This is a genomic window from Vibrio coralliilyticus (assembly GCF_024449095.1).
GTDB lineage: Bacteria > Pseudomonadota > Gammaproteobacteria > Enterobacterales > Vibrionaceae > Vibrio > Vibrio coralliilyticus_A.
Genome location: NZ_CP024628.1, coordinates 66709 through 91551, shown reverse-complemented (window position 1 = coordinate 91551; position 24843 = coordinate 66709). Strand labels below are relative to the sequence as shown.

Annotated in this window: 19 protein-coding genes; 10 read left to right on the top strand and 9 right to left on the bottom strand. The window is 45.3% G+C overall.

Annotated elements, in window-relative coordinates; genetic code table 11:
• Positions 1-296 precede the first annotated feature (296 nt).
• Positions 297-1877 (top strand): S8 family peptidase, encoded by a 1581-nt coding sequence (locus tag CTT30_RS16050; protein ID WP_252037100.1) that lies wholly within the window; start codon positions 297-299, stop codon positions 1875-1877.
• 224 nt (positions 1878-2101) lie between these two features.
• Positions 2102-3532: an amidohydrolase family protein gene (locus CTT30_RS16045; protein WP_252037099.1), complete on the top strand. Its 1431-nt coding sequence runs from the start codon at positions 2102-2104 to the stop codon at positions 3530-3532.
• A gap of 51 nt (positions 3533-3583) precedes the next feature.
• Here CTT30_RS16045 and CTT30_RS16040 read toward each other — a convergent pair whose 3' ends face one another.
• Entirely contained in the window at positions 3584-4114 is a 531-nt protein-coding gene (locus tag CTT30_RS16040; protein WP_239875013.1) for an AAA family ATPase, read from the bottom strand.
• A gap of 203 nt (positions 4115-4317) precedes the next feature.
• Here CTT30_RS16040 and CTT30_RS16035 point away from each other — a divergent pair, with 203 nt between their 5' ends.
• The 5 genes from CTT30_RS16035 (at position 4318) to guaD (ending at position 11447) form a co-directional block, all read left to right on the top strand.
• A complete protein-coding gene (locus CTT30_RS16035; protein WP_239869569.1) occupies positions 4318-5049 on the top strand; it encodes a GntR family transcriptional regulator in 732 nt (243 codons plus the stop codon).
• 312 nt (positions 5050-5361) lie between these two features.
• Positions 5362-6807 (top strand): xanthine dehydrogenase small subunit, encoded by a 1446-nt coding sequence (gene xdhA, locus CTT30_RS16030; RefSeq protein WP_255906770.1) that lies wholly within the window; start codon positions 5362-5364, stop codon positions 6805-6807.
• On the top strand, positions 6800-9190 hold the full coding sequence (xdhB, locus tag CTT30_RS16025) for a xanthine dehydrogenase molybdopterin binding subunit (RefSeq protein ID WP_252037098.1): 2391 nt from the start codon (positions 6800-6802) through the stop codon (positions 9188-9190). Before xdhA ends, xdhB begins: the two co-directional genes overlap by 8 nt.
• Before the next feature lie 37 nt (positions 9191-9227).
• On the top strand, positions 9228-10079 hold the full coding sequence (gene xdhC, locus CTT30_RS16020; RefSeq protein ID WP_006961843.1) for a xanthine dehydrogenase accessory protein XdhC: 852 nt from the start codon (positions 9228-9230) through the stop codon (positions 10077-10079).
• Between the two features lie 30 nt (positions 10080-10109).
• Positions 10110-11447 carry a guanine deaminase gene (gene guaD, locus CTT30_RS16015; protein ID WP_252037097.1) on the top strand — a complete coding sequence of 446 codons (1338 nt, stop codon included), beginning with the start codon at positions 10110-10112 and terminating at the stop codon, positions 11445-11447.
• 39 nt (positions 11448-11486) lie between these two features.
• Here the strand turns inward: guaD and CTT30_RS16010 are convergent, their stop codons facing one another.
• The 4 genes from CTT30_RS16010 to CTT30_RS15995 form a co-directional block, all read right to left on the bottom strand.
• On the bottom strand, positions 11487-13592 hold the full coding sequence (locus CTT30_RS16010) for an ATP-binding protein (RefSeq protein WP_252037096.1): 2106 nt from the start codon (positions 13590-13592) through the stop codon (positions 11487-11489).
• A 5-nt stretch (positions 13593-13597) separates the two neighbouring features.
• Entirely contained in the window at positions 13598-14098 is a 501-nt protein-coding gene (locus CTT30_RS16005; RefSeq protein ID WP_252037095.1) for a putative pterin-binding protein, read from the bottom strand.
• Between the two features lie 235 nt (positions 14099-14333).
• Positions 14334-16457, bottom strand: coding sequence for a TonB-dependent siderophore receptor (locus CTT30_RS16000; RefSeq protein WP_252037094.1), 2124 nt, complete (start codon positions 16455-16457; stop codon positions 14334-14336).
• 140 nt (positions 16458-16597) lie between these two features.
• Entirely contained in the window at positions 16598-17530 is a 933-nt protein-coding gene (locus tag CTT30_RS15995) for an AraC family transcriptional regulator (RefSeq protein ID WP_252037093.1), read from the bottom strand.
• 419 nt (positions 17531-17949) lie between these two features.
• Here CTT30_RS15995 and CTT30_RS15990 point away from each other — a divergent pair, with 419 nt between their 5' ends.
• Positions 17950-19107, top strand: coding sequence for a hypothetical protein (locus CTT30_RS15990; protein WP_252037092.1), 1158 nt, complete (start codon positions 17950-17952; stop codon positions 19105-19107).
• 187 nt (positions 19108-19294) lie between these two features.
• The gene (nhaD, locus tag CTT30_RS15985) at positions 19295-20728 is read left to right on the top strand and encodes a sodium:proton antiporter NhaD (protein ID WP_252037091.1); all 1434 of its coding nucleotides are present in this window, start codon (positions 19295-19297) and stop codon (positions 20726-20728) included.
• Between the two features lie 62 nt (positions 20729-20790).
• Here the strand turns inward: nhaD and CTT30_RS15980 are convergent, their stop codons facing one another.
• From CTT30_RS15980 to CTT30_RS15970, 3 genes are read right to left on the bottom strand one after another with little or no spacing between them, the layout of a single operon-like run.
• Positions 20791-21120 (bottom strand): hypothetical protein, encoded by a 330-nt coding sequence (locus CTT30_RS15980; RefSeq protein ID WP_370689727.1) that lies wholly within the window; start codon positions 21118-21120, stop codon positions 20791-20793.
• A gap of 26 nt (positions 21121-21146) precedes the next feature.
• Positions 21147-21638, bottom strand: a complete 492-nt coding sequence (locus CTT30_RS15975) for a methylated-DNA--[protein]-cysteine S-methyltransferase (protein WP_239869479.1) — start codon at positions 21636-21638, stop codon at positions 21147-21149.
• Positions 21635-22999 carry a DNA-3-methyladenine glycosylase 2 family protein gene (locus tag CTT30_RS15970; RefSeq protein ID WP_252037090.1) on the bottom strand — a complete coding sequence of 455 codons (1365 nt, stop codon included), beginning with the start codon at positions 22997-22999 and terminating at the stop codon, positions 21635-21637. The genes CTT30_RS15975 and CTT30_RS15970 overlap by 4 nt, the downstream gene beginning before the upstream one ends.
• A gap of 154 nt (positions 23000-23153) precedes the next feature.
• Here CTT30_RS15970 and CTT30_RS15965 point away from each other — a divergent pair, with 154 nt between their 5' ends.
• Positions 23154-23357 (top strand): hypothetical protein, encoded by a 204-nt coding sequence (locus CTT30_RS15965; RefSeq protein WP_239835774.1) that lies wholly within the window; start codon positions 23154-23156, stop codon positions 23355-23357.
• 58 nt (positions 23358-23415) lie between these two features.
• Here CTT30_RS15965 and CTT30_RS15960 read toward each other — a convergent pair whose 3' ends face one another.
• The gene (locus CTT30_RS15960) at positions 23416-24753 is read right to left on the bottom strand and encodes an IS4 family transposase (RefSeq protein WP_252040114.1); all 1338 of its coding nucleotides are present in this window, start codon (positions 24751-24753) and stop codon (positions 23416-23418) included.
• Between the last annotated feature and the right edge of the window lie 90 nt (positions 24754-24843).

Genomic DNA, 24843 nt, shown 5'->3' with positions numbered 1-24843 from the left:
TGCAAAATAAAACACTATTGCCTTAGCACGTAGATCCCACCTGATAGAGCAAAAGCTCTCATTTATGACTCCTATCCCACCATTCAAGAAATAGTAATAAGTCAATTTCAATAATTTTATAAACCACACGCAGATTTCTAGATTAACTAAAACAACAATATGCAACAACATGAATAAATGCATAGTTTGAAAATTGTAATCAGGTTCTCTTCGAACCATGAGAACCCATTTTGCATGCTTGTAGTTTGTAGTAGGCCATGTTCAACACTCTCTTTTACAATTCAAAGGAAGACAATATGTTTAAGAAATTATTAAGTTGTTGTATCGCCTCGACTCTTACAGTGATCTCAACCTCGGGGCTAGCACAACAAAACGAGGGAGGAGCCATCACATCAGACAACCACATGCTCGCGCCTTTAGTCACAGCGTCAGCAAAGACCGCAATTAAAAACCAATATATCGTCGTGCTCAAGCAGCCGATGACGCTCAGCAATGACGCCCAAGCACTTCAACAGTTCACTCAGCAAACCGTTTCTGGTTTAGCCAGCCAACACGCTTTAAAGATCGATAAAGTCTATGATCGTTCTTTAAGCGGTTTTGTTGCAACCCTTTCAGCTGAGCAATTGAAAGCCCTTCGTGCTGATCAACAAGTTGATTTTATTGAGCAAGACCAAGTCATCTCACTTGACCCAGTTGTCTCTGCCAATGCCACTCAAACCAATCCAGTTTGGGGGTTAGACCGAATCGATCAGCGTGATTTGCCACTCAGCAACAGCTACACCTACAACTACGATGGTTCAGGTGTGACCGCTTATGTGATCGATACCGGTGTGACCAACACTCACGTCGAGTTCGGTGGCCGCGCGAGTTCCGGTTATGACTTCGTTGACAATGACAATGATGCCACCGACTGTAATGGCCACGGTACTCATGTAGCGGGAACGATTGGTGGTTCACAATACGGTGTGGCGAAAAACGTCAATATCGTAGGTGTGCGCGTACTGAGTTGTAGTGGCTCAGGTACGACTTCAGGCGTCATTGGCGGTGTGGATTGGGTAGCGGCAAACGCTTCTGGCCCATCGGTCGCTAACATGAGCTTGGGTGGTGGTGTCTCAACCGCGCTTGATCAAGCAGTTGCCAGCGCGGTTCAATCAGGCATCAGCTTTATGCTCGCAGCAGGTAACTCCAACGCTGACGCTTGTAACTCCTCACCGGCTCGCGAACCTAGCGGTGTGACTGTAGGCTCAACCACCAACAGCGATAGTCGTTCAAGTTTCTCCAACTGGGGGAGCTGTGTCGACGTATTTGCACCGGGTTCAAACATTAAATCCGCTTGGTACGATGGCGGATACCGCACCATCAGTGGTACATCCATGGCAACGCCTCACGTAGCAGGTGTCGCAGCTCTGTATCTACAAGAAAACAACTCACTGTCACCTGCTCAAGTATCAACACTGATCAGCGAACGTGCGAGCGTAAACAAAGTCAGTGATACTAAAGGTACCGTGAATAAGCTGCTATACAGCCAAACTGACAGTGGTTGTGAACCAGATTGTGGTACGCCTTCTCCAGATGGTGAACTGACTAACGGCACACCAGTGACTGGTATCAGCGGTAGCCGCGGTGAGCAGAAGCATTACTACATCGACGTGACTGCCGGTCAGACATTGACTGTCACCACTAGCGGTGGCACAGGTGATGCCGATCTCTACGTTCGCTTTGGCGCCAAACCAACGACTAGCTCTTGGGACTGCCGCCCATATCGCTACGGCAACAGTGAGACGTGTACAGTGTCTAGCACTCAAAACGGTCGCTACTACGTGATGCTTAATGGCTACACTAGCTTTAGCGGCGTCAGTGTCCAAGCTAACTACTAATTCAGTACCTCAACACATAAATGCCTGTCAGTGTTTGCTGACTGGCATTTTTTGATCCGACACATGGACAAGCCTGTTATTTTTAAGCAATGATACTTTACTCAATTCGGTAACCGCACTGACCTAAAACTGTCATATTTCAGTGTTAGGCTGACGCGCTTTTTACACACAGATAATTTTTCTCTTACTATCGATACGTTTCGAAAAGAGGTTTCAGGGCATCCATGAAAAAGCAAACACTCTCGATTGCTGTTGCAGCAACTCTTCTCTCTGGCTGTGCTCAATTAACACCAGAAAACCAAGTTGATCTGATGATCACCAACGGTCAAGTTCTGACCATTAACGCCGATATGGACGTGATCGACAATGGTGTCGTTGTCGTTAAAGATGACACCATTGTGGCGATTGGTGGGCAGGAACTAATTGAACAATACCAAGCAAAACAAACTATTGATGCAGACGACGGCATTGTACTACCTGGTTTTATTAATGCTCATAACCATTTGCCAATGATAGCCTTTCGTGGCCTTGGAGAAGAAGGGATTTCCAACCGTCTGTTTGCCTACTTCTTCCCATTAGAAGGCGAAAAACTCAGCCGTGAATTGATTTATAACGCCACAAAACTCGGCACTATCGATCTCGCTCAAAGTGGCGTAACGACCTACGCCGACATGTATTACCATATGGATGAAATGGCCAAAGCGACCAAAGAAGTGGGGCTGCGCGCGGTATTAGGTGAGACAGTGATAAAGTTTCCCGTCGTTGATGCCAAAGAACCCTATGGTGGCATCGAATACGCGGAACACTTTATCGATACATACAAAAACGATCCACTGATCACCCCAGCTTACGCACCTCACGCCGTTTACACGGTCAGCAAAGAAAAGCTGCAACAAATCAATCAGCTGTCAAAACAACATGATGTTCCTGTACTAATCCATGTTGCCGAGTTCCCGAATGAGCAGGATCGCATCAAAGAGGAGCACAACGCCAAGTCTCCGGTTGATTACTTGGCACAGATTGGCGCACTGGATGAACGCACCGTTCTGGCTCATGCCATCCACCTATCAGAACAAGATCAACAACTGATCAAACAGGCTGATGCAGGTGTGTCATACAACCCAATGGCCAACGCCAAAGGTGCAACAGGTATTGCCCCAGCATGGGAGATGTATCGATCTGGTATACGTATGGGGCTGGGTACAGACGGGCCAATGAGCTCCAATCAAGTCGATCTCTGGCGTACGCTCAGCTATTCCGCCAACATGCAAAGGCTGAAGCATAACGACCGTACCATCATGGTTCCCCAACAAACCATTGAGCTGGCTACCATCGGCGGCGCAAGAGCCCTACATATGGAAGACCAAATTGGTTCATTGGAGAAAGGTAAAAAAGCGGACATTATTATTGTAGAAACACAGTCTGCGAACATGATGCCAAACTATGACCCGTACGCGACTTTGGTATACCAAGCTAACCCAAGCAATGTTTCAACTACCATCGTCAACGGACAGGTCGTCATGCATGAAGGTGAAATGGAAACCGTGCAGTTGGACGACATTCGCCATAGCGTTGAAGCCTTCGAAGCCGATATCAGTGAATTTGCTAAAGAACTGGCCAAGAAAGCGATTAAATCAAAAAGTCTGATGGACTAAATGTACTGGCAGGGCTTTGCGTAAGCCCTGCCCATACCGAAATGAATTGATTCAACTTAATTGCTGCAAAAACCGTTTTGCGTGTCGAGGGCTAGTCAGACGAATAAAACGAATATGCTGGTAACGCGGGTTTGTCATATCTGCTAGATAGCGTTGGCGATTAGAATGGTACGTTTTCAATGTCCATAGAATGATTGAATCACGGCTGAAAAAGGATTTCACAATACTCTCGGTATTCCCTGTCCCTGGCCATAGCTCTTTTTGCGTCAAGCAGCGATACACTGCTCGTGTCACTGCTTGATACAGCGTTCTTAACCTTGAGTAATCAACCCAGATAACCGTGTCCACCTCTTTCCACTTTATTTCACGGCTACGATTGTAATTACCGTCCAGAACCCAATACGGCTGCTGAGTGGCCTCCTCTATCTGAGCAAAAAACTCATCATCACTCGACTCTTGCCAGTCAGCTTTCCAAAATAATCGGTCCATTTCGATGTACGGATAATTCAGTGTTTGTGCTAGTTGACGGCTGAAAGTTGACTTGCCGCTACCACTGGTTCCCACAACATTTATCTTGTGCATAGCAACTCCCTGAATATCAGTTTCAAAAAAGGGGCGCGAGTAAAACACTTTATTAACAATCGCGCAAGAAAAATGGTTAGAATTTTGCGCCTTATACTTCACTTCTGTGGTTATCGACCTTGCCAATGCTAGCCACGTGTATACAAAGTGCAGTATCATTGTTTTATTAGGGAAATAAATAGGTTGAGGGTGACAAGCCGCCTATGGCAAATCTAAAAAATTCTGTGGCGAAAAACATTAAAACAAAAGTCGCCGGTCAAACGCAGGATGACGTGGTCTATTGCCACATCTTCGATGCGATACTTGAACAAAGGTTGCCACCAGCAACCAAACTGAATGAAGAAGCTTTAGCAGAGATCTTCAGCGTGAGTCGAACCATCATACGCCGAGCCTTGCTCCGATTGTCGATGGAACAGGTGGTTAGTATCAGGCCGAATCGCGGCGCGATGGTATCAGCACCGACCAAAGAAGAAGCGAAACAAATCATCAAAGCGCGTGAAGTCATGGAGCTTGCCATTATTGAGCTTGCCGTTGAACATGCAACTGCACCGAAAATAGAGGAATGCCGACGTTTGGTAGAGAAAGAAAACGAGGCTTTCGATAACGGTGATTACGGTAAAGGACTTCGACTGTCTGGGGAATTCCATATTAAGCTGGCCGAGATGGCAAACAACGCCCCACTGCTCGCGTTCCAGAGAAGCTTAGTTTCGCAAACGTCATTGCTGATTGCTCAGTATGAAACTGGCAACCATTCAAACTGTTCTCAGGATGAGCATACTCAGTTGCTAGATACGATTGAATCTGGCGATACCGAGCAAGCTATCAGCCTAATGGAAGAGCACTTATCTCATATCCGTTCCAAGCTAAACCTTGATAGTAATGCAGCTTCAAACGACCTACATGTCGTCTTTTCGGATCTATTGAAGAACAAATAATCAACTGATTTTGCATTACCTAAGTCCGGCGTCCTGTCGGACTTTTCATTTCTCACCATCAATATTGTACACAAAATAAAATACAATATTAAATTTCTTTACGTTAAAATTTTTTACGTCAACACAAACTTTAAAGTCATTACATTCATAGACTTACCTTTCCAACACCCTCTTTATTGATGTTTTAATCAGCCACATCATGTTGCAATATTGTAAAATTAAAGTTGACCTTACAGTCAAATTATCCAATTATTGACCCAAAGGTCAGAAAATTATTATTGGAACAATAGTGTCAATGCACAAGGAGGTCTCTTGATTACTTTCCTACTCAATCAAGAACTCAGACAAGAGAGTGAGCTGTCACCAAATATGACAGTGCTGCAGTACCTGAGAACACACGTACAAAAAACAGGTACTAAAGAAGGCTGTGGCTCGGGCGACTGTGGTGCCTGTACCGTGGTACTCGGTGAAGTGGTCGAAGGCCAACTTCAGTATCGCTCGGTGAATTCCTGTCTGACGTTCGTATCCGCACTACATGGTAAGCAGCTGATTACCGTTGAAGACTTGCAGAACAAAAACAAGCTTCACCCAACTCAGCAAGCGATGGTCGATTTCCACGGTTCTCAATGTGGTTACTGTACTCCAGGTTTTATCATGTCGATGTTTGCTCTGAGCAAGAACAAGCCTGCGGCGAACAAGGAAGATGTCATGGAGTCTCTGGCAGGTAACTTATGCCGCTGTACCGGGTACCGCCCTATTGTTGACGCCGCTTTGTCTCTGGCTTCTGATGAACCTTTGATGGACCAGTTTGTTGAGCTGGAAAAAGAGACCATTGCTCGACTAGAAGCTCTTCAGGGGCAACCCGCTAGTCTGAGCCAAGGCAACCTAACAGCATATATCCCTCGTAGCATTGACGAACTGGCTCAAATTTACACTGCAAATCCAAAGGCCAAGCTGGTTGCTGGCGGTACTGATTTGGCTCTTGAAGTCACCCAATTCCACCGCGAGATTGAAACTTTGATCAGCGTAAATCTGGTTGAAGACATGAAAGTGTGTGAAGAAAGTGACGATGCTCTGCACATTGGTGCTAACGTTGCGATCAGCGATGCCTACCAACTTCTGACTCAACATTTCTCTGATTTTGGTGAGCTGCTGCATCGCTTTGCTTCTCTTCAGGTTCGTAATCAGGGCACACTGGGTGGCAACATTGGTAACGCCTCTCCTATCGGTGATGCGCCACCGCTTTTGATTGCACTGAATGCACAAGTGAAATTGCGCCGTGGTAAGCAGACCAGAATCTTGCCGATTGAAGACTACTTCATCAGCTATAAAGTCACCGCTCAGCAGGAAAGTGAATTTATCGAGCAAGTGATTATTCCTAAATCAAAAGCGAACGAAACCTTCCGTGCTTACAAGCTTTCCAAGCGTCTAGACGACGATATTTCTGCGGTTTGTGGCGCATTCAATATTGAGATTGAAGACAATAAAGTCATCAATGCCCGCATCGCTTTCGGTGGTATGGCGGCAACGCCAAAACGTGCAACGCACTGTGAAAATGCGCTATTAGGCAAAGAATGGACACAAGCAACCATTGATGCCGCGATGGCTGAAATCCATAACGATTTTGAGCCACTGAGCGACTTCCGTGCCAGCAAAGAGTACCGCTCAATGACAGCAGCGAACATGCTACGTCGCTTCTACATCGAGCAGACTCATCACAACAACCAGATCGAAACAAGGGTAACGTCTTATGTCTAACGCACATCATCAGACCATGACTCAAGAAGAGATGGTCGCCATCGTAAAGCAGGATCTGAAAACCGGCGTTGGTAAAAGCGTAAAACACGACAGCGCCCCGAAGCAGGTCACAGGTGAAGCGGTTTACATTGATGACCGCTTAGAATTCCCTAACCAGTTGCACGTGTATGCACGCCTGAGCACCCAAGCTCACGCAAAAATCACCAAACTGGACGTTTCGCCGTGTTACGAATTTGAAGGCGTTGCGATTGCCATCACCCACGAAGACGTACCGGGTCAGTTGGATATCGGTGCCATTCTGCCGGGTGATCCACTACTTGCTGACGGTCTGGTTCAATATTACGGCCAACCAGTACTTGCCGTTGCCGCGGATGATATGGAAACGGCACGCAAAGCCGCGCAAGCCGCCATTGTTGAGTACGAAGCCCTACCGCCAGTACTCGACGTAAAAGAAGCGCTTGAGAAAGAGCTGTTTGTCACTGAAAGCCACCAGCAAAAACGCGGTGACTCAGCGGCTGCACTCGCCAAAGCAAAACACGTGATTGAAGGCGATCTGGAGATTGGTGGTCAGGAACACTTCTACCTTGAGACTCAGGTCAGCAGCGTGATGCCAACCGAAGATGGTGGCATGATCGTTTATACCTCGACACAAAACCCAACTGAAGTACAAAAGCTGGTCGCCGAAGTACTTGGGGTTTCGATGCACAAAGTCGTGATCGACATGCGTCGTATGGGCGGCGGTTTCGGGGGTAAAGAAACGCAAGCCGCAGCGCCAGCGTGTATGGCTGCAGTCATTGCACATCTAACCAAACGCCCAACTAAGATGCGTCTGCCTCGTATGGAAGACATGACCATGACGGGCAAGCGTCACCCATTTTATAACCAGTACAAAGTAGGATTTAACGATGATGGCGTCATTGAAGGGGCAGACATCATCGTAGCGGGTAACTGTGGTTACTCTCCGGATCTGTCAAGCTCGATTGTTGACCGTGCCATGTTCCACTCAGACAACGCGTATTATCTGGGTGATGCTACAGTGACAGGTCACCGCTGCAAAACCAACACGGCGTCAAATACGGCTTACCGTGGATTTGGTGGCCCGCAGGGGATGATGACCATTGAGCATATCATGGATGAAATTGCCCGCTATCTGGGTAAAGATCCACTCGAAGTCCGTAAAGCGAATTACTACGGTGGTGAGGGGCGTAACGTTACTCATTACTACCAGACAGTTGAAGATAACTTCCTGCCAGAAATCACTGAGCAACTTGAACAAAGCAGTGACTATCACGCTCGCCGTAAAGCCATCGCTGAGTTCAACAAGCAAAGCCCGATCCTTAAAAAAGGTCTGGCGATCACACCAGTGAAATTTGGTATTTCTTTCACTGCGACTTTCCTGAATCAGGCTGGTGCGCTCATCCATATATACACCGATGGCAGTATTCATTTGAATCACGGTGGTACGGAAATGGGTCAGGGTCTGAACATCAAGGTGGCGCAAATCGTTGCTGAGGAGTTCCAAGTAGATGTTGAACGTATCCAAATCACCGCTACCAACACAGACAAAGTACCGAACACATCACCAACCGCGGCCTCATCGGGCGCCGACCTCAACGGTAAGGCCGCCCAGAACGCCGCACTGACCATTAAACAGCGTCTGATCGACTTCGCTGCTAGTCACTACAAAGTGTCAGCAGAAGAAGTGGTGTTTAAAAACGGTATGGTCGTGATTCGTGAAGAAATTCTGACCTTCGAAGCCTTTGTTCAGCTGGCCTATTTCAACCAAGTATCGCTATCGAGCACTGGTTTCTACCGCACACCAAAAATCTACTATGACCATGAAAAAGCACGTGGCCGTCCGTTCTACTACTTCGCGTACGGTGCCTCTTGTTCAGAAGTCATTGTCGATACCCTGACAGGCGAATACAAGATTCTGCGCGCAGACATCCTGCACGATGTAGGGGCTTCTCTTAACCCAGCCATTGATATTGGTCAGGTCGAGGGTGGCTTCCTGCAAGGTGTAGGCTGGCTAACCACAGAAGAGCTGATCTGGAACGAACAAGGCCGTCTGATGACCAACGGGCCTGCCAGCTATAAGATTCCGGCGATCGCCGATATGCCTATCGAGTTCCACACTCACCTTCTGGAAAATCGAGCCAACCCAGAAGATACCGTGTTTAACTCCAAGGCTGTCGGTGAGCCGCCATTCATGCTCGGCATGTCAGTGTGGAGTGCACTGAAAGATGCCATTGCCTCAGTTGCCGTTGAAGGTGCTATACCTAAATTAGATACACCAGCAACACCAGAGCGTGTGTTGATGGCAATCAATGAGGTAACGCAAACGCAACAACAAGTAGCAAAACAGAACACGCAAGAGGTTTAAGCGGTTATTCAAGGGTTTACCGTTCAAGGAGAGACGTATGTTTAAGGACAATTGGATTCATGAACTGGCACAGCTAGAGAAAAACAGTGAACCTTGCGTGATGGTGACCGTATTGGAAGACCGTGGCTCAGTGCCACGGGATGCGGGCACAAAAATGTTGGTCACTCGCGACCGTTTGATTGCCACCATTGGTGGTGGTCATCTGGAGCACATCGCCACCAAAATGGCACGAGAAATGTTGCTTGCGGGTGAACGCTCACTGAAAGTAGAGCGCTTTAATCTCGGGGCTCGCTTAGGTCAGTGTTGTGGCGGAATGGCAACACTGAGCTTCGAGCCAATTGGTACCGCGCAAAAACATCTAGTGGTATTCGGTGCTGGCCATGTAGCCAAAGCCCTTTTACATATCGTCTCGACTCTCCCTTTCCGTGTCACTTGGATTGATGAGCGTGAAGACGTATTCCCAGACGAACTCCCTCGCAACGTAACCAAGCTGGTGAGCGATGATCCTGTCGCTGAAGTACGCGACATGTCACCCAATAGCTACTATCTGGTCATGACACACAATCATCAGCTCGATTTTGAATTGGCCAAGGCAATCATTGATCGCGACGACAGTGTGTATTTCGGCATGATAGGTTCACTAACCAAGCGCAAAAAGTTTGACATGCGTTTGGCGCAGCGAGGCTACAGCCAGCAACAAATAAATACGATGATTTGTCCAATTGGAATCAGCATGGTGAATGGAAAACATCCTGCTGAAATTGCGGTCTCGGTTGCGGGTGAATTAATCGCACACTATCAGGGAATTTCGCTTGAAGAAAAACGCCCTACGCCACACAGTAAAGAAGAACAACTGAGCGATTCATCATTGGAAGAGAAAATCGCCTAGCCCCAAAGAGGGCCTTTAAAGGAAGTAAACATGACAACTCAACGTAAAGCTTATCGTGCAAGCCTTCTGCACAGTATTGCTGACCCCAAAGACGTCGGACTGGAAAACTCGTATCAGTTTTTCGATGACGGTCTTCTCGTGGTAGAAGACGGCCACGTCGTCGATATCGGTGAGACAGAAGAGGTGCTCAAAAGGCAGCCAAAGAACCTCAACATTACCGAATATGATGACAAGCTGATCACATCAGGTTTTATTGACACCCATATTCATTATCCGCAAACCGGCATGATCGCCTCCTACGGTGAGCAACTGCTCGACTGGTTAGAAAACTACACCTTCCCAGAAGAAAGACGCTTCAAAAATCCGGTTTACGCGCATAAAGTCGCGAAGCTGTTCTTCAATGAGCTGGCGAGTAACGGCACCACCACAGCACTCGTGTTTGGTACGGTACATAAAGAGTCGGTCGACGTATTCTTTGAAGAGGCAGAGCGCCGCAACTTGCGTATGATCGCAGGTAAAGTCCTAATGGACCGCAACGCACCAGACTACCTAACCGATACGCCAGAATCTGGCTATGAAGCGTCTAAAGAGCTAATTGAAAAATGGCACAACAAAGGCCGACTGCTTTATGCGGTTACGCCTCGTTTCGCTCCAACCAGCACACCGGAACAGCTGGCGACTGTAGGTAAACTTCTGGAAGAATATCCGGATGTGTACATGCATACCCACCTTTCAGAGAACAAGAAAGAGATTGAATGGGTACTTGAACTGTTCCCAGAACGCGACTCTTATCTGGATGTCTACGACCATTACGGACTGCTGCATAAACGCTCTGTGTTTGCTCACGGCATTCATCTCTCTGATTGTGAATGTCAGCGTTTGGCAGAAACTGAATCGGCAATTGCCTTCTGTCCAACATCGAATCTGTTCCTCGGTTCTGGTCTGTTCAAACTACCTAAACTGGAAGAACATGGGGTTCGCGTCGGTATGGGCACCGATGTCGGCGCTGGTACCAGCTTCTCGATTCTTGAGACGATGAGTGAAGCGTATAAGATCATGCAGCTTCAGCAAGAGAAACTGCACCCATTGAAATCCCTGTTCTTAGCGACACTGGGCGGCGCACGTTCACTCCACCTTGAAGACAAAATTGGTAACCTTGAAGTCGGTAAAGAAGCGGACTTTGTCGTGCTTGATTTACACGCAACTCAACTGATGCGTTTCCGCATGGAACAGGCCAAAACCTTGGAAGAGAAGCTGTTTGTGCTGATGAGCCTTGGCGATGACCGCACTGTTTCTAAGACGTACATCTATGGCGAGAAAGCCTATGACGCAGAGGGACGCATCGACGCAAAAAAGTTCGCTAGTTAGCCTTAAGCGCCTCTGTGCCACAGAGGCGCTTACCATTCCTTATGCGTATCTCTCTAACATCCCCTTCAACCACTCCAACTTAAATGGTTTAGAAAGCACATTATCAAACCCTTGCTCTAAATAGTTTTGTACATCACTATCAAATGTATTGGCAGTCAAAGCAATAATCGCAGTGTCTGGAGCCAAGTTATCCTGCTTTATCTGTTTAAGAGCTTCTAACCCATCCATTATCGGCATTTGTATGTCCATGAATATTATGTCAAACCGCTCTCGGCTCAATAAATCGATGCACTCTTGGCCGTTATTAACGGTAGTCACATCGGCTTGTAAGGTCGCCAACATTTTTTGAGCAACAATTTGGTTCATGCGAATATCTTCAACCAACATGACGGATACCCCCGAAGCATTTTCCTCAGGTATCGTATTCTTTTGTGGTAGCAAATCCGCTTGATCAAGTACAGGGAGACAATGAAGCAAACTGAACAAGTCATAAGGTTTACTTAATAGGGTCATATTTTTTCTCGTGGGCAACGTTATATCAATGTTGCCGTACACAATAAGCTTTGCTTCATCAGGGCAATTCGCGTGCTTCAATGTTGTTTCCAGCGTGTCATTTGAGCTCAGATAACACAACACCGTCGCCCCTTGAGGATCGTACAACCCTGCCCTATTTAACTCTTCGATAATAAAATCAGCCGCATCATCGTTATCCGCAATCACTCTCACTGTCCCCGTTGCTCGGTTATCTTCTAATAGCGGAGTTGACTCAATGACATCAACGGGGATTTCCACCTTAAACTCACTGCCTTTCCCTAACGAACTCTCTACACTGATTTCACCCCCTAATAAAGAAACAAGGGACTGGCATATTGGCAACCCAAGCCCCGTGCCTCCGTACTTTCGGGTAATAGAGTCATCAGCTTGAGTAAACTCTTGAAACACTTTATCTAACTGCTCTTGGTTCATACCAATCCCAGTATCTCTGACAACAATATTCAATCTCTCAGCTTGCGAATTAAGGGATATTTGAATATCAACATGGCCTGACTCCGTAAATTTGAGCGCGTTGTAGCCGAGGTTGTTAATGATTTGTACAAGCTTGGTTTTATCCGATCTTATTTTGTAGTTTCGCTCTGAAAATGCTGAGAAGAATACATCCACACCTTGCTGCTTATCGAAGTTAATGAATACCGTTTTGGACACATCTATCAGTTCACTAATAAAGAACTCATCGCTTTCTAGCTTGGACTTTCCTTGCTCTATCTTGCTCAGGTCTAGAACGTTATTAATCAGCTTGAGGAGGTGCTCTCCCGAGCTATTAATCATTGAGAGAAAGTGTTGGGTTTGCTCATCAGAATCTTGGTAGTATTCTTTCTGACTCAAACCGATAATCGCATTCAAGGGAGTGCGCATTTCATGTGACATGTTGGCAAGAAATCGTGCTTTAGCCATAGAACTCTGCTCAGCATTGCGCTTCGCTTCTTCCATAACCTTGGTTCTTTCCTCTAAATCTTTAGCTAGCTGAGTCTGACTCAAATACATCCTAGAAATAACACCAATTATCAGCATAGAGCATAAGAAAATGATGCCTAAGTAGACATATTGTTTGTTATAGAAAGACTCTTTGAAATCGAGAAACTCAATCTGCTGACGTTGTACCTCAGCAACAAAATCTGCTAGGTAAATGTTCAAGCGTGAATAGGTACTATCAATTTGTTCCACGACTTGATCCGTACCCTCGCCGCTTGCCTGCGTTAGTTTGTCGATAGCATCAAAGACAGATGTAATCTCAGCAATGACTTGCTGAAGTTCCTCTAAGTTACCAAACTTGGCATGCACTCTCTGTGTTCTCTCCGCGAGAAGATCCTGTAGGATACTCGACTTATAAACTCGGGATGTAAACTTGAGCTTTGACAGGCTTTTCTTATTTTTTAGTGCCGAGAAAGACAGTACTTCAGATTTGACAAATAATAGCTTTGTTTTAGCAGAGATGTTGTTGTTAATGATGGTGACATAAGGTTCAGAGGCAATGTTTTTGATCTCTGAAACAGAATAGAAAACGTAGCCGATAACCACGATAAGCACAGCGCACAGCGCTGCAACAACCACAACAAAATGGCGCCCTCTATTCCAAAACCTCTCCATATGGGTCACTCAATAACAATCTCTCGAACCTGCCACACGGATAAACTGTAAAACAGATCCGTTTGTATTTCAGGATGGTCGGTGAAGGGAAAAACAACAAAAAATGGGCCTTTGTCATCAATGGTCATTTTAGTACCATCTTCGTGTGTCGCGAGCAATACACCATACTTCTTGATGTCTGATACTGGAATACTGACAACGTATTCATCCCAAGCTATCACTTTTACTGTCGAGCCTTGCGCTCCGACATAATCCAGTAAGGCGCTCAATGTTGGCCCTTGGTATTCAACGACATTAGACACAACATGGTTACTGGTCTTAATCACCCCATGCTCAAGTTGCTTTATCATTGCAGAATCAAATTCCACACCATCAGCAGTATTGGACTGAGTTATATCTCCAGAGACCCAAAGTATAGGGTCACCTTCCGGCACGGGTAGCGCATAAACCATACTGGCTAACACCACTCCAATAACCAAAATGCTGAACCGTGTTGCCTTGCGCATAGAGCCCCCTTACCTATCCTTTTTAGCCATTCATACTATTTATCAGTATTCAGGTTCAGTATAGACAAGGATTGATTAAATGCCTCTTCAAGCCTTTGAAGTAGCGACAGAACTTAGAACGTGATGAGGAAAAAGCGACCTAAGTCAGAGCCGCTTACTATGCGCCAAACTCGGTACCATTTGCTAAAAGCAACTTTAGTGGTAGGAGTGAACCATTAAGACTAAATAATGGTCATTAGAACTCGTATTTGACGTTCACTTCAACAGACTGCTCTGCACCAAACCAACAGTTATATTGGTTGTAGCAAGAGTAGTATTCTTTATCAAATACGTTGTTCACGATTAAATTGGCCGTTGCTCCGTTAAGAGATTCACTCACATGACCTAAATCATACCCAACTGACATATCTACCGCAGTGTACGATGGAACTTTGCCCTGAGTGTTGGCCGCATTCATTTCCATTTCTCCCACATAACGGGCACCGCCACTGATACGAGTACCCGCAAGTAGACCAGTAAACACCTTGTAGTTGGCCCAGATATTCGCACTGTGCTCTGGTACGTAGACTGGCGTGGTACCTTCTAGGTCATTGCCTGAGTCTTTGGTAATTTCCATATCAAGATAGGTATAGGATGCTGCAATATCTAGACTCTCGGATGCAAACCAACGGCCTTCTAACTCTATTCCTTGAGACACCGCTTCACCGACTTGAATACGAGGACCATATACGTTGCTTGGATCCGTCATCAACATGTTCTTCTTGGTGATATGGAACAATGAGGCCGTTGCTGTTTTGGACATATCCGCTGACATGTATTTCACACCCACTTCCACTTGTTCGCCCGTTTCAGGGTCAAAAGCTCTATTGTTTTTATCTACACCGGGCGCAGGTTCAAAACTGGTCGCGTAGCTTGCAAACGGTGACAGGCCATTCTCTAACTCATACAGCGCACCGACACGATACGTGAAATGATTGTGATCAGACTTTGTCGAGTAGTACACGCTTTCTGATTCATACTGATCGAAGCGACCACCACCAATCAGTACCAGTTGATCAAGTCGAACCTGATCTTGGAAGTAAATACCTAGCTGTTTCGATTCGCTATCATCTAAATATTCACTTGTTTTAGTCAGATCATCGCGATCCAACAAATTATTGTTTGGATTGAGCGGTTCAAACTTCCCGAACCCACTTGAAGCATCAACACCATACTCGGAATAAACCGTGTTCCCGTCCATAGACTGGTAATCAATGCCAAATAACAGATTATTTTCAATGCCCGCTATGTCAACGATACCAGACACTTGATTATCAATAACAAACCCTTTTAGCTCTTCATCTGTCGAGTAAGGAGTGCGAGTGAGCGTTCCATCAGAATTCAGTCCCGCTGTGTGGTAGGTGTTCTCTTGATACAAACTTGCATCAATGAAACGAGCGTTTTGTAGCAACGTCCAGTTTGAATTGAATTCGTGGTTGATTTTGTAACCCACCATTAAAACTTCACGTTCAAACTTACTCCAGTTTACATCCCCCATCGACACGGAAGGAGCGCTCTTTTCTAACACCTCTAATGGCATAGAAGAGTTAATGCCCATTGAAGGGTCATTCTGATAGTAAACATTAAAGTTAACCAAAGTTTTGTCTGTTGCCTGCCAATCCAAGCTCGGAGCCAACACATAACGCTCTTCTTCGGCATTATCAACTTGGCTGTCTTGTTTACGTGCCAGCGCAATTAAGCGATATGAAAAGTCACTGTCACCAATTTGACCTGTCGTATCAATCGAGGCTCGCATCAGATTTCTTGAGCCGGTGGCAACACCCACTTTGGTTGACGCTTCTTCTTGAGGTGTTTTGGCTATCATATTGACCATACCACCAGGAGGCATCGCACCATACAGTACAGAGGTGGGGCCTTTAAAGATCTCCACTTGCTGGAGCGCAATAGGATCTACCTGAGGTTGCAAGTTCCAGCCTGTTAGGTGGAGCATCGACAGACCGTCATAGTAATTGAGGTTTTTTGTCTGGAAACCACGTATGGTGAAATCATCAAACATGGTTACCGAGCTACCTCGGTTCTCAGTCGCGACACCCGGTACGTATCGCAATGCTTGATTGATAGAAGTGACACCACGCTGTTCAAGCTGCTCTCCTTCAATAATCGAGATACTTTGTGGTGTTTCTTCAGGTTCTAGCGATGTCTTGGTTGCCGTATTGCGATAGGCTTTGCCCATCACCGTAATGGTTTCTAGTTCTGTTGTATCTTGACTGACTTCATCCGCAGCCATTACGGGGGCTGAAAAGGCGGTAAGCAGCGCTAAAGTATGTGTTGAGCGCTTAAAATTTGTTGGAGTTGTCATGTGTCCCTCAAGTACCAATGCTTTTCTTATTAAGAATAAATCTCATTTGCATTCTACAAACCTGAGAAACAGGAAAGTTAACAATTTGGTGCATCTTACGCGAAATAATTTAGTTAACTATCAGTAGGTCGTTCATTTGATCATTGAGACAAGCGTTCAACAGGAATCCAATATTCCATAACTGCATCGGTATCATGTTGATTGTAATTGGCGGGATAGCATTCGAGTTCATAGCCATCAATACCTCGATAGCCAGAATTAGGTAACCAATTAAGCAGAAACCACTCCAGCGTTTTTGGCAAATGCACCACTGGGCCACAATGTTTAACAACCGCGTACGTTTGCGCAGGCACCACCAAGGTACTCAGTTCAGAAGAGATGGCAGAAGGTAGTTGAGGCAACAACAGATCATCGGTTAATTCCACCCCTGCCCAATATTCCATATTACTGCCGTCAAAATGGCTTTGAGTGATATCAATGACGCCTGTTAAAGCAAGCTGCCGCTCAGTTTCGTCTGGGATGGTTTGCTCTAGCCGGCGCCACAGTTCAGGGACTTTTTGCTGAAAGTCAGGATTGAGTGCGAATAAGCCATTAATTTCACCATGAAGCCCTTTTAGGAAAAACTCACTTTTGAATTCCACTTTCACTTCAACGAAAAGAGGACAGGCCTCTTCAGCCGTGCGTTGAGAGACCTGAATGGGTTTACGTAACCCCGTTCTGAGACCTTGTTTACGATAAGCTCTGGGACTGAGGCCAAACACTTGCTTGAACGAGCGACTGAAGCTGATTTCTGAGCTAAAGCCAAGCTCCAGAGCGATATCAATCACTCTATCAGAAGTGTCTATCAACCTTTCTGCTGCCTGACTGAGTTTGAGCTCTCGAACATAAGTGGCCACAGCCATGCCTGTTTCTGTCTGAAATACGCGCTGCAGTTGCCAGCGTGACCAACAGCTTTGACGGGCAATATCATCCAGTGATAGCGGTTCACTGATGTGCTGATGAATAAACGACAGTACCTTGCTTATCCGACTAAACGCGTTAGAAGGCTGTTCTATGGATTTGCCTGTCGTCATGCTGTATCTCAATTAAAATTGATAGGAATTCCGCTTACTTTAACAAATATGCAAATGAGAATTAATAACAATTGTAAATATCACCAATGACGGAAACCTGAAATTGAATTTTAACCCAAAAATAACAGATAAAAATTCAACTTAAGTTACAAAGATAAAAGAAAACAAGCCAAGATAAAATCCATAAAACTCACCGATTTTTATAGACTAAAAGTAGAAACGCCTGTACATGGTTGAGAGTCCAGTAAAGGCAAGGCATTCAAAAATTATATTTGATTAAGCAATCATTAATTATAAATAAGAATGTACGCAACAAAACATTAATCATAATTTAACATTTGAAAAACAAATATTAAAACTTAACGATGAAGGAGGTTAACTAACCAGTGAAGTTCATATAAAACACAAGGAAGAACACAATGAAAATGCTCGGTGTTGCTATCGCTATTGCACCTTTTATCTCTTCATTCGCTATGGCGAATTATCAGGTTCAAACGACAGAACCAAACCGCATCTCTTTTGAATTTAAAAAAGTCTCAGATATTCCCGACTTCCCAAGAGTCGTGAGTGAGAGTAATCAGGTTATTGGTTTTGTAGACTCAAATTCCACTTGGCCAGATTTACCTGACTTTTCCTCACGAGCGATGTATCGCTGGAGTGAAAGTAAAGGCGTCGAATGGCTTATTACAGAAGACATCATTAGCTCAGATCCAAAGGATATTAACAATAATGGTGACGCCACCGCTAAAGTCTGTGATGCCAACTCTTGCTACTCTGCAATTTGGACAAACAAAGGCGACATCCAAAGTTTACAAGATGAAGTTGATCTACCAATCCAACAGTTTATTGAAGAAAATGAACTGGGGTCAGCGCAACAAATGGGGCAGGATAACATTAATATAAACGAGAATGGGCAGCTTGTAGGAACAGCAGTCTTTCCTGGTCCAGCAGGGGAGCGTGCCACACTGGCTTGGCGTTGGGATGAGAAATCAGGTTTAGAGATCCTAGAAAATACGTCTGAGAATGTCATTTCTGAAGCCACTGATAATAACAACAAAGGCACAGTGGTTGGTAGTAGTTATAGCGATGAAATCAACAATGAAACCGCCACTTACTGGGATAAAAAAGGTCAAAAAAACCAAATCATACTCGAGCAAAGTGATTACCCTTGGGGCACACTTGCAACCGCAGTAAACAACTCCGGTCTTATTGCAGGCGTTGATCGTGTCAGCTATGCAAGCCCTTGGAGATATAGCATCAACTCACAGCAAAGACTGCCTATGGAAGAGTCGACCTATGGTGGAACAAGAGCCACACACGTACTAGAAAATGACTACATTGCAGGGGCAACTTCATCCAACTTCCCAGGTGGGGACGACTTATTCCTAAGACCGGTACTTTGGGACAGTAAAGGTAACATTTATGACCTTAATGATGAATTCAATGATCCTGAAAATTACTTGGCAGGCTGGTTTGGTATTAACACAAGTTTGTTGATGGCAACATCACTACGTCCGAAAAGCGGAGGCTACTATGAAGGCGCTGCTGTGTATCAGTTAGTCGTAGTTCAAAAGTAAATACTAATCCCCCTCAACATACGTGTTGAGGGGCACCAAGAGCTTTGCCAACTCAATGACTAGAATGCCTTTTTGAGAGAAACTGGCGATAATTCAAGCAGATCAAACCTATCTCACATACCAATAATCAAAACCTCTTTAGAATAGAGCCACCATAACAACGCACTTCTTTTCAAGGAATGAAAGTATGAAATTGCAGTGGTCCGCTTTTGTCGCCCTTTTATTGCTTCCCTTTTCGACTTTTGCAGCCAACAACACACATGAAACCTTACCATTAACTCAATCAACCATTGGCTATGTGGCTATTCTGATTTTCACCTGTGCATATGCATTGGTGATGTTAGAAGAATACCTGTCATTGAGGAAATCTAAACCTGTCCTGCTTGCCGCTGGTTTAATATGGGCCATGATTGGCTATGTGTACTCGCAACACGGGCAAATCGAAGTTGCCAAATCAGCACTCGAACATAACCTATTGGAATACGCTGAGCTGTTGCTCTTCCTACTCGTCGCCATGACCTATATCAGCGCTATGGAAGAGAGGCGGCTGTTTGACGCACTGCAAGCTTGGATGGTCGGAAAAGGCTTTAATTACAAGTCGCTATTCTGGCTAACAGGTATTCTGGCATTTTTTATTTCCCCCATTGCCGATAACCTCACAACAGCTTTATTGATGTGCGCTGTGGTCATGAAAGTCGCGGGTAATAACCCCAAGTTCATCAACCTAGCGTGTATCAATATCGTTATCGCTGCCAATGCTGGTGGAGCATTTAGTCCATTTGGAGACATTACGACATTGATGGTGTGGCAAGCCGGCTATGTTTCTTTCTCTGAGTTTATGCCCTTATTCTTACCTTCCGTTGCTAATTATCTCGTGCCTGCGATTATTATGTCGATGTTTGTGCCGATCACCACACCGGATGTTGTCCACCAGCACGTAGAACTTAAACGCGGGGCACGCCGAATTGTGGGATTATTCATTCTAACTATTGCCACAGCTGTCGCTTTCCACGCCGTACTGCACTTCCCACCAGTGATTGGGATGATGATGGGCTTAGCCTACCTTCAATTCTTTGGCTTCTTCCTACGTAAAACACTCAAAGCTTCTCTGCATAAAAAAGCTGCACTTGCGATTGCAAACCGAGATGATCTTGCCTTAAAAAGACTGGGGTCTGTTGTACCATTTGATGTGTTTAGAAGAGTATCTCATGCAGAGTGGGATACGTTACTTTTCTTCTATGGTGTCGTCATGTGTGTTGGAGGATTAAGTTTACTCGGTTATTTAGGCCTAGTGTCAGAAGTCATGTACAGCCAATGGGATCCAATTTGGGCCAACGTAATGGTCGGGATCCTGTCTGCCATCGTCGATAATATTCCCGTCATGTTCGCTGTTTTAACCATGGAGCCAGAAATGTCAATGGGCAACTGGTTACTGGTAACCCTAACTGCGGGTGTCGGTGGTAGCTTACTCTCGATTGGTTCTGCTGCGGGTGTCGCTCTGATGGGCGCCGCACATGGTAAATATACTTTCTTTGGGCACCTCAAATGGGCTCCCGTAATAGGTATTGGTTATGCTGCAAGTATCGCGCTGCACCTCATGCTCAACTCAGCCCTCTTTTAACGATACTGTTTACCAAAGAAGGGCAGCAAATATGCTGCCCTTCTGGGGTTTCACCTTAACGATCAATCTAACCGGCGCTGCCAGACACTCGCCAATTGATACTTCGCACATACACTGCACGTTAATGCTTCTTTATCCCCATGGATACGCATAACGATATCGTCTCTCTTTTCCTTTGAGCTATTACGCATCGTAATAGTGAGAAAATTATCCTCGACTGAGAAAGGTTTCGTAATTTCTGGAGCCCCCACACGACTAATGGTGACCATTGCATCTTTGAACAACAGCAAATCTTGTGAGTATAAATTTTCATATACTCCTTCAAACTCATAGGTTTGCTGATTGATCATTCGTTCAAGTTTTTCTTCAAAACATCCTTGCAGCATGAACATTGCTAGCAAGGAGACTATTCCTTGTTTTAACCGCATTCCTCAGGTTCCCAATGCTCTATTTTCAACAATGCTGCTTTCCTTTCCAGCCCGCCCGCGTAGCCCGTTAACTTACCACTTTTACCTATCACTCTATGGCAAGGCACAATCACCGAAATAGGGTTCTTACCGTTTGCCAACCCCACGGCCCTAACCGCTTTTGGGTTGCCTATCGCATCGGCAAGCTGCTGATAACTCCATGTTTCACCAAACGGTATTGTGGTTAATGCTTCCCACACCTGTTGCTGAAATATAGTCCCTTCTGCTGCTAATGGTAGCTCAAATTCCTTACGACTACCGGAAAAATACTCTTGTAACTGTTTGATTGCTTTAATAAGTATAGGATGATCTTTATCGTTTTTGCCTAACTCTTCAGGTTGTGTGGTCTGAGTCTCAAACCAAGCGCCCAACAAACCTTGCTCATTCGCCTGAAGAGTCATTTGTCCTAATGGCGTCTTAAAAGTGGTGTAGCTTTTGTTCATGCGTGGCTCCAGCAATGGAATGTGGCGTAACTCCCCCATGGAGATACACTTTCAATGTTCAGTTCAGGAAATTGACTCAGGGCTTTTTTCACGACTAAGTCTCCATCAAGGAAGCAGTTGGCCTCTGATTCTCCTCTTAGCCTCGCATAGTTGACTGTCCATGGCCCAATCCCTTTGACATCCAGCCATTGTTCTAAGTTTGCTTGTGGTTGTTCGACCATAAACCGTGCAAAGCGCGCTAATGTTTCTTTACGACTGTGCGGCATACGCAAAAAAGAAAGGTCCGCTAAGGCGACTTCTTGTGGAGTAGGAAAATGCGTCACCTCTTCAGGCTGTAAGGTTTGAACCAGCAAATTCAACTGCCCAATCGCAGCCTTGATCGATACCTGTTGGCCGAGAATCGCCCTGATTCCACCTTCCCAAGTGCTCCAAACTCCCGGAATACGAATTCCACTCCGTATTATCAAGTTAGGGCTAATCGAGTTCAGTTTTTGTTCTATGGTTAAAATATCCGTATCTAAGTCAAACATTCTGCGTAACTGGTTAACTAACGCCTTCAAGCGACGGGTATCAGATAACTCAAATTCGACCCGCATAACTCCGGGCTTATGATACCGAATCGAAAACCAGCCTCTCGTACCTTCGAGATCAAATTTTCTCTGGTAGCTTTCATGACTCACCCGCTCTAAACCTTCAATGGCTCTCATACGGTAAAAATCCAACATATGCTGCCAATCCAAAGGGCCTTTGAAAGCCAAATCAATATAACTATTTTCCACGGTCATCACCGTTTGCTCTTTTCTCACTTGTGTGGGCGTTAGTTTAATGACCTGCTTAAACGCATCATTAAATCGGCGCACACTTTTAAAACCACTTGCAAAAGCAATATCTGTGACAGACATAGAGCTGGAGTGAAGCAGTTGCTTGGCGAACATCAGTTGATGGTATAGCGCGTATTGCTTAGGCGCCATTCCAAGGTGGTCTTGGAAAAGCTGCCTCAAGTACCGATCGCTGATACCAAGCCGCTCCGCCAATTCACTCAGGCTGTGATTTTGCAGTTCACCATGCTCAATCATTTTCAACGCCCGAAGAAAAGTAGTCTCTACCCCTTTCCATGCCCAAGAACTAGGCGCGCTGTCAGGGCGGCAGCGCAAACAAGGTCTATAACCCGCTTGAAGCGCTTGTGCCTTCTCTACAAAATACTCGACATTTTCTTCTTTGGGCAGATTTGCTGGGCAGATAGGACGACAGAAAATGCCTGTCGTTTTGACTGCAACATAAAAGCGTCCATCAAAGCGCGCATCCCTTGCCTGACGAGCACTTTGACACTCTTGCAGTGTTATTGATGGAAGTCCATTCACACTCTCATTCCTACTATCTTTCAAACCCTTAACAAGAGTCTAATTAGCTCACAATTTAATACTAGCCATTTTCGGAAGTTAATCGAATTTACTATCAGTTTAAAATCTTCTAGAGTTAGATTTGCAGATCAAATAAATAATAAGGAAGTTGGCTATGAACCTGCACACATGCACAATAGTGCTAAAAGATAATCTCACCCTTACATATGATAGCGTCGAGCAAAGCCTCAACGTGATCGAACAACACGGTGCATCCAGCATCAACAATATTTTGATTGATGCAACCGATGGCCAAACCATACGTTCTTATCACAACCTATCAGTTGAAGAGTCGATTGAAAGTTTGATGGATTTGTAAATCCTCACTTTGCAACGAGTCTATAAAGGTAAAGGCCTCGGTATACCGACAACGTAGTTCACTTAAGAGGAGCCGCGTAGCGATTAACAGGGTATCGGGTCTTTGATATTTTTACCGCCCTAGGCCGATTTGGCTTAGGGCGTTTGTCTATAAAGAGGATAGATAAATCTCCTCGAAGGCTCTTTAAGCGTTTCGGCGTGTTACCTAAAGACACCGCTTTACTCATCATTTTGAGCTGGCTGGCTATAAATTGGCAAGCGTACTTAAAGCTGATTTCATTAGGTAAGCGTCCGTGTTCAACGGCAGCTTGACTAGCCTCTCGTCTCACCAAGTTATAACCAAGTAATAACCCCCACAGCTCTTGATAGACGAGTTCGACTGTTTTGCTTCTCAGTACTAAAGCGTTGTGTTGCATTGAGCTCTTGATGTCACGATAACCTAATTCGATTTCCCATCTTTCATGATAAAGCTCTGCCACAGATTGGGCGTCATACTGCTCTCTAGGAAGCGAGGTAAACACCGTTTTGGATTTACCTTGAACCTCATAACTGACGGCTCTGACTGTCCATTTTTCTGGAAGACGAGGATTCTTTTTACGAGCTTGCGGTGAGACCTTCATCTCCACAAGCATGTCACTGCTTTCTTTATCATCCAGTAGAGTATATTTGACTCCTTTCTTTGCAGGGAGAAGCCAGTGTCTATTTATTCCACTGTTTTTCAGAGAAAGGAGTAAATCTGCACCATAAAAACCTTTATCCAGTAACGTCACTGAGTTGTCTGGTAGAGCGTTGATGAAAGGCATCGCTAGAGGAATTTCACCTCGGCGATACGGGCTTATCGCCGCATCAACGATGACATGAGAGCGAACATTCATCATAGTCACAACTCTCAATACTGGATGAGGTGTTTGTCTGTTGCTAGACGTATTTCCAGAGCCAAAATGTTCCCTCAATTCTGGTGTGTCAGCCGTTCTAAAAAGAGCGCCATCGACAGCAAAAACTTGTAAGCCTTGCCATGTATCATCAGGGTATCGCTCAAGTCCCCACGTTTTCCCACATTGCTTAAACAGCCATTCGGGTGCTGCTTTGCCTAAGCGTTGTCTTGCTTGGGTTAAGGCGCTCTTTGCCAATAGCTCTTCATCAGCCAAACCGTCAGCACAGACGTTCATTCTTCGAGCGACTTCGGCAATGGGTTCATTGCGGAAAAAAGCCATACCCACAATCAGCCACAACACCATATCGCTCGGTAATCGGCGTCGACGGATAGTCGCTTTATCGGACAGTGAGGCTGCTTTAGCTACCCACGCATCGGGAATGTGTTCAGAAAAGGTGGTGAGTTGGGCAACATCAACAGGGTTTTCTTCAAGGAAGTCGGCAAAGAAGTGTTGAATAGACATAAAAAATCGGAAACCTATAAACAGATTTCCGATTGTCTCTCATCAGAAGGATCGGTCAACCGATCCTTATCTGATCTACATTGCGGTATA

Coding starts and splice junctions, on each gene's coding strand:
- guaD (WP_252037097.1), top strand. CDS start 10,110: ATGACAACTCAACGTAAAGCTTATCGTGCAAGCCTTCTGCACAGTATT.
- CTT30_RS16005 (WP_252037095.1), bottom strand. CDS start 14,098: ATGCGCAAGGCAACACGGTTCAGCATTTTGGTTATTGGAGTGGTGTTA.
- CTT30_RS15995 (WP_252037093.1), bottom strand. CDS start 17,530: ATGACGACAGGCAAATCCATAGAACAGCCTTCTAACGCGTTTAGTCGG.
- CTT30_RS16045 (WP_252037099.1), top strand. CDS start 2,102: ATGAAAAAGCAAACACTCTCGATTGCTGTTGCAGCAACTCTTCTCTCT.
- xdhB (WP_252037098.1), top strand. CDS start 6,800: ATGTCTAACGCACATCATCAGACCATGACTCAAGAAGAGATGGTCGCC.
- CTT30_RS16000 (WP_252037094.1), bottom strand. CDS start 16,457: ATGACAACTCCAACAAATTTTAAGCGCTCAACACATACTTTAGCGCTG.
- CTT30_RS16035 (WP_239869569.1), top strand. CDS start 4,318: ATGGCAAATCTAAAAAATTCTGTGGCGAAAAACATTAAAACAAAAGTC.
- CTT30_RS15960 (WP_252040114.1), bottom strand. CDS start 24,753: ATGTCTATTCAACACTTCTTTGCCGACTTCCTTGAAGAAAACCCTGTT.
- nhaD (WP_252037091.1), top strand. CDS start 19,295: ATGAAATTGCAGTGGTCCGCTTTTGTCGCCCTTTTATTGCTTCCCTTT.
- CTT30_RS15990 (WP_252037092.1), top strand. CDS start 17,950: ATGAAAATGCTCGGTGTTGCTATCGCTATTGCACCTTTTATCTCTTCA.
- CTT30_RS16040 (WP_239875013.1), bottom strand. CDS start 4,114: ATGCACAAGATAAATGTTGTGGGAACCAGTGGTAGCGGCAAGTCAACT.
- CTT30_RS15975 (WP_239869479.1), bottom strand. CDS start 21,638: ATGAACAAAAGCTACACCACTTTTAAGACGCCATTAGGACAAATGACT.
- CTT30_RS16050 (WP_252037100.1), top strand. CDS start 297: ATGTTTAAGAAATTATTAAGTTGTTGTATCGCCTCGACTCTTACAGTG.
- CTT30_RS16010 (WP_252037096.1), bottom strand. CDS start 13,592: ATGGAGAGGTTTTGGAATAGAGGGCGCCATTTTGTTGTGGTTGTTGCA.
- CTT30_RS15980 (WP_370689727.1), bottom strand. CDS start 21,120: ATGTTCATGCTGCAAGGATGTTTTGAAGAAAAACTTGAACGAATGATC.
- xdhC (WP_006961843.1), top strand. CDS start 9,228: ATGTTTAAGGACAATTGGATTCATGAACTGGCACAGCTAGAGAAAAAC.
- CTT30_RS15965 (WP_239835774.1), top strand. CDS start 23,154: ATGAACCTGCACACATGCACAATAGTGCTAAAAGATAATCTCACCCTT.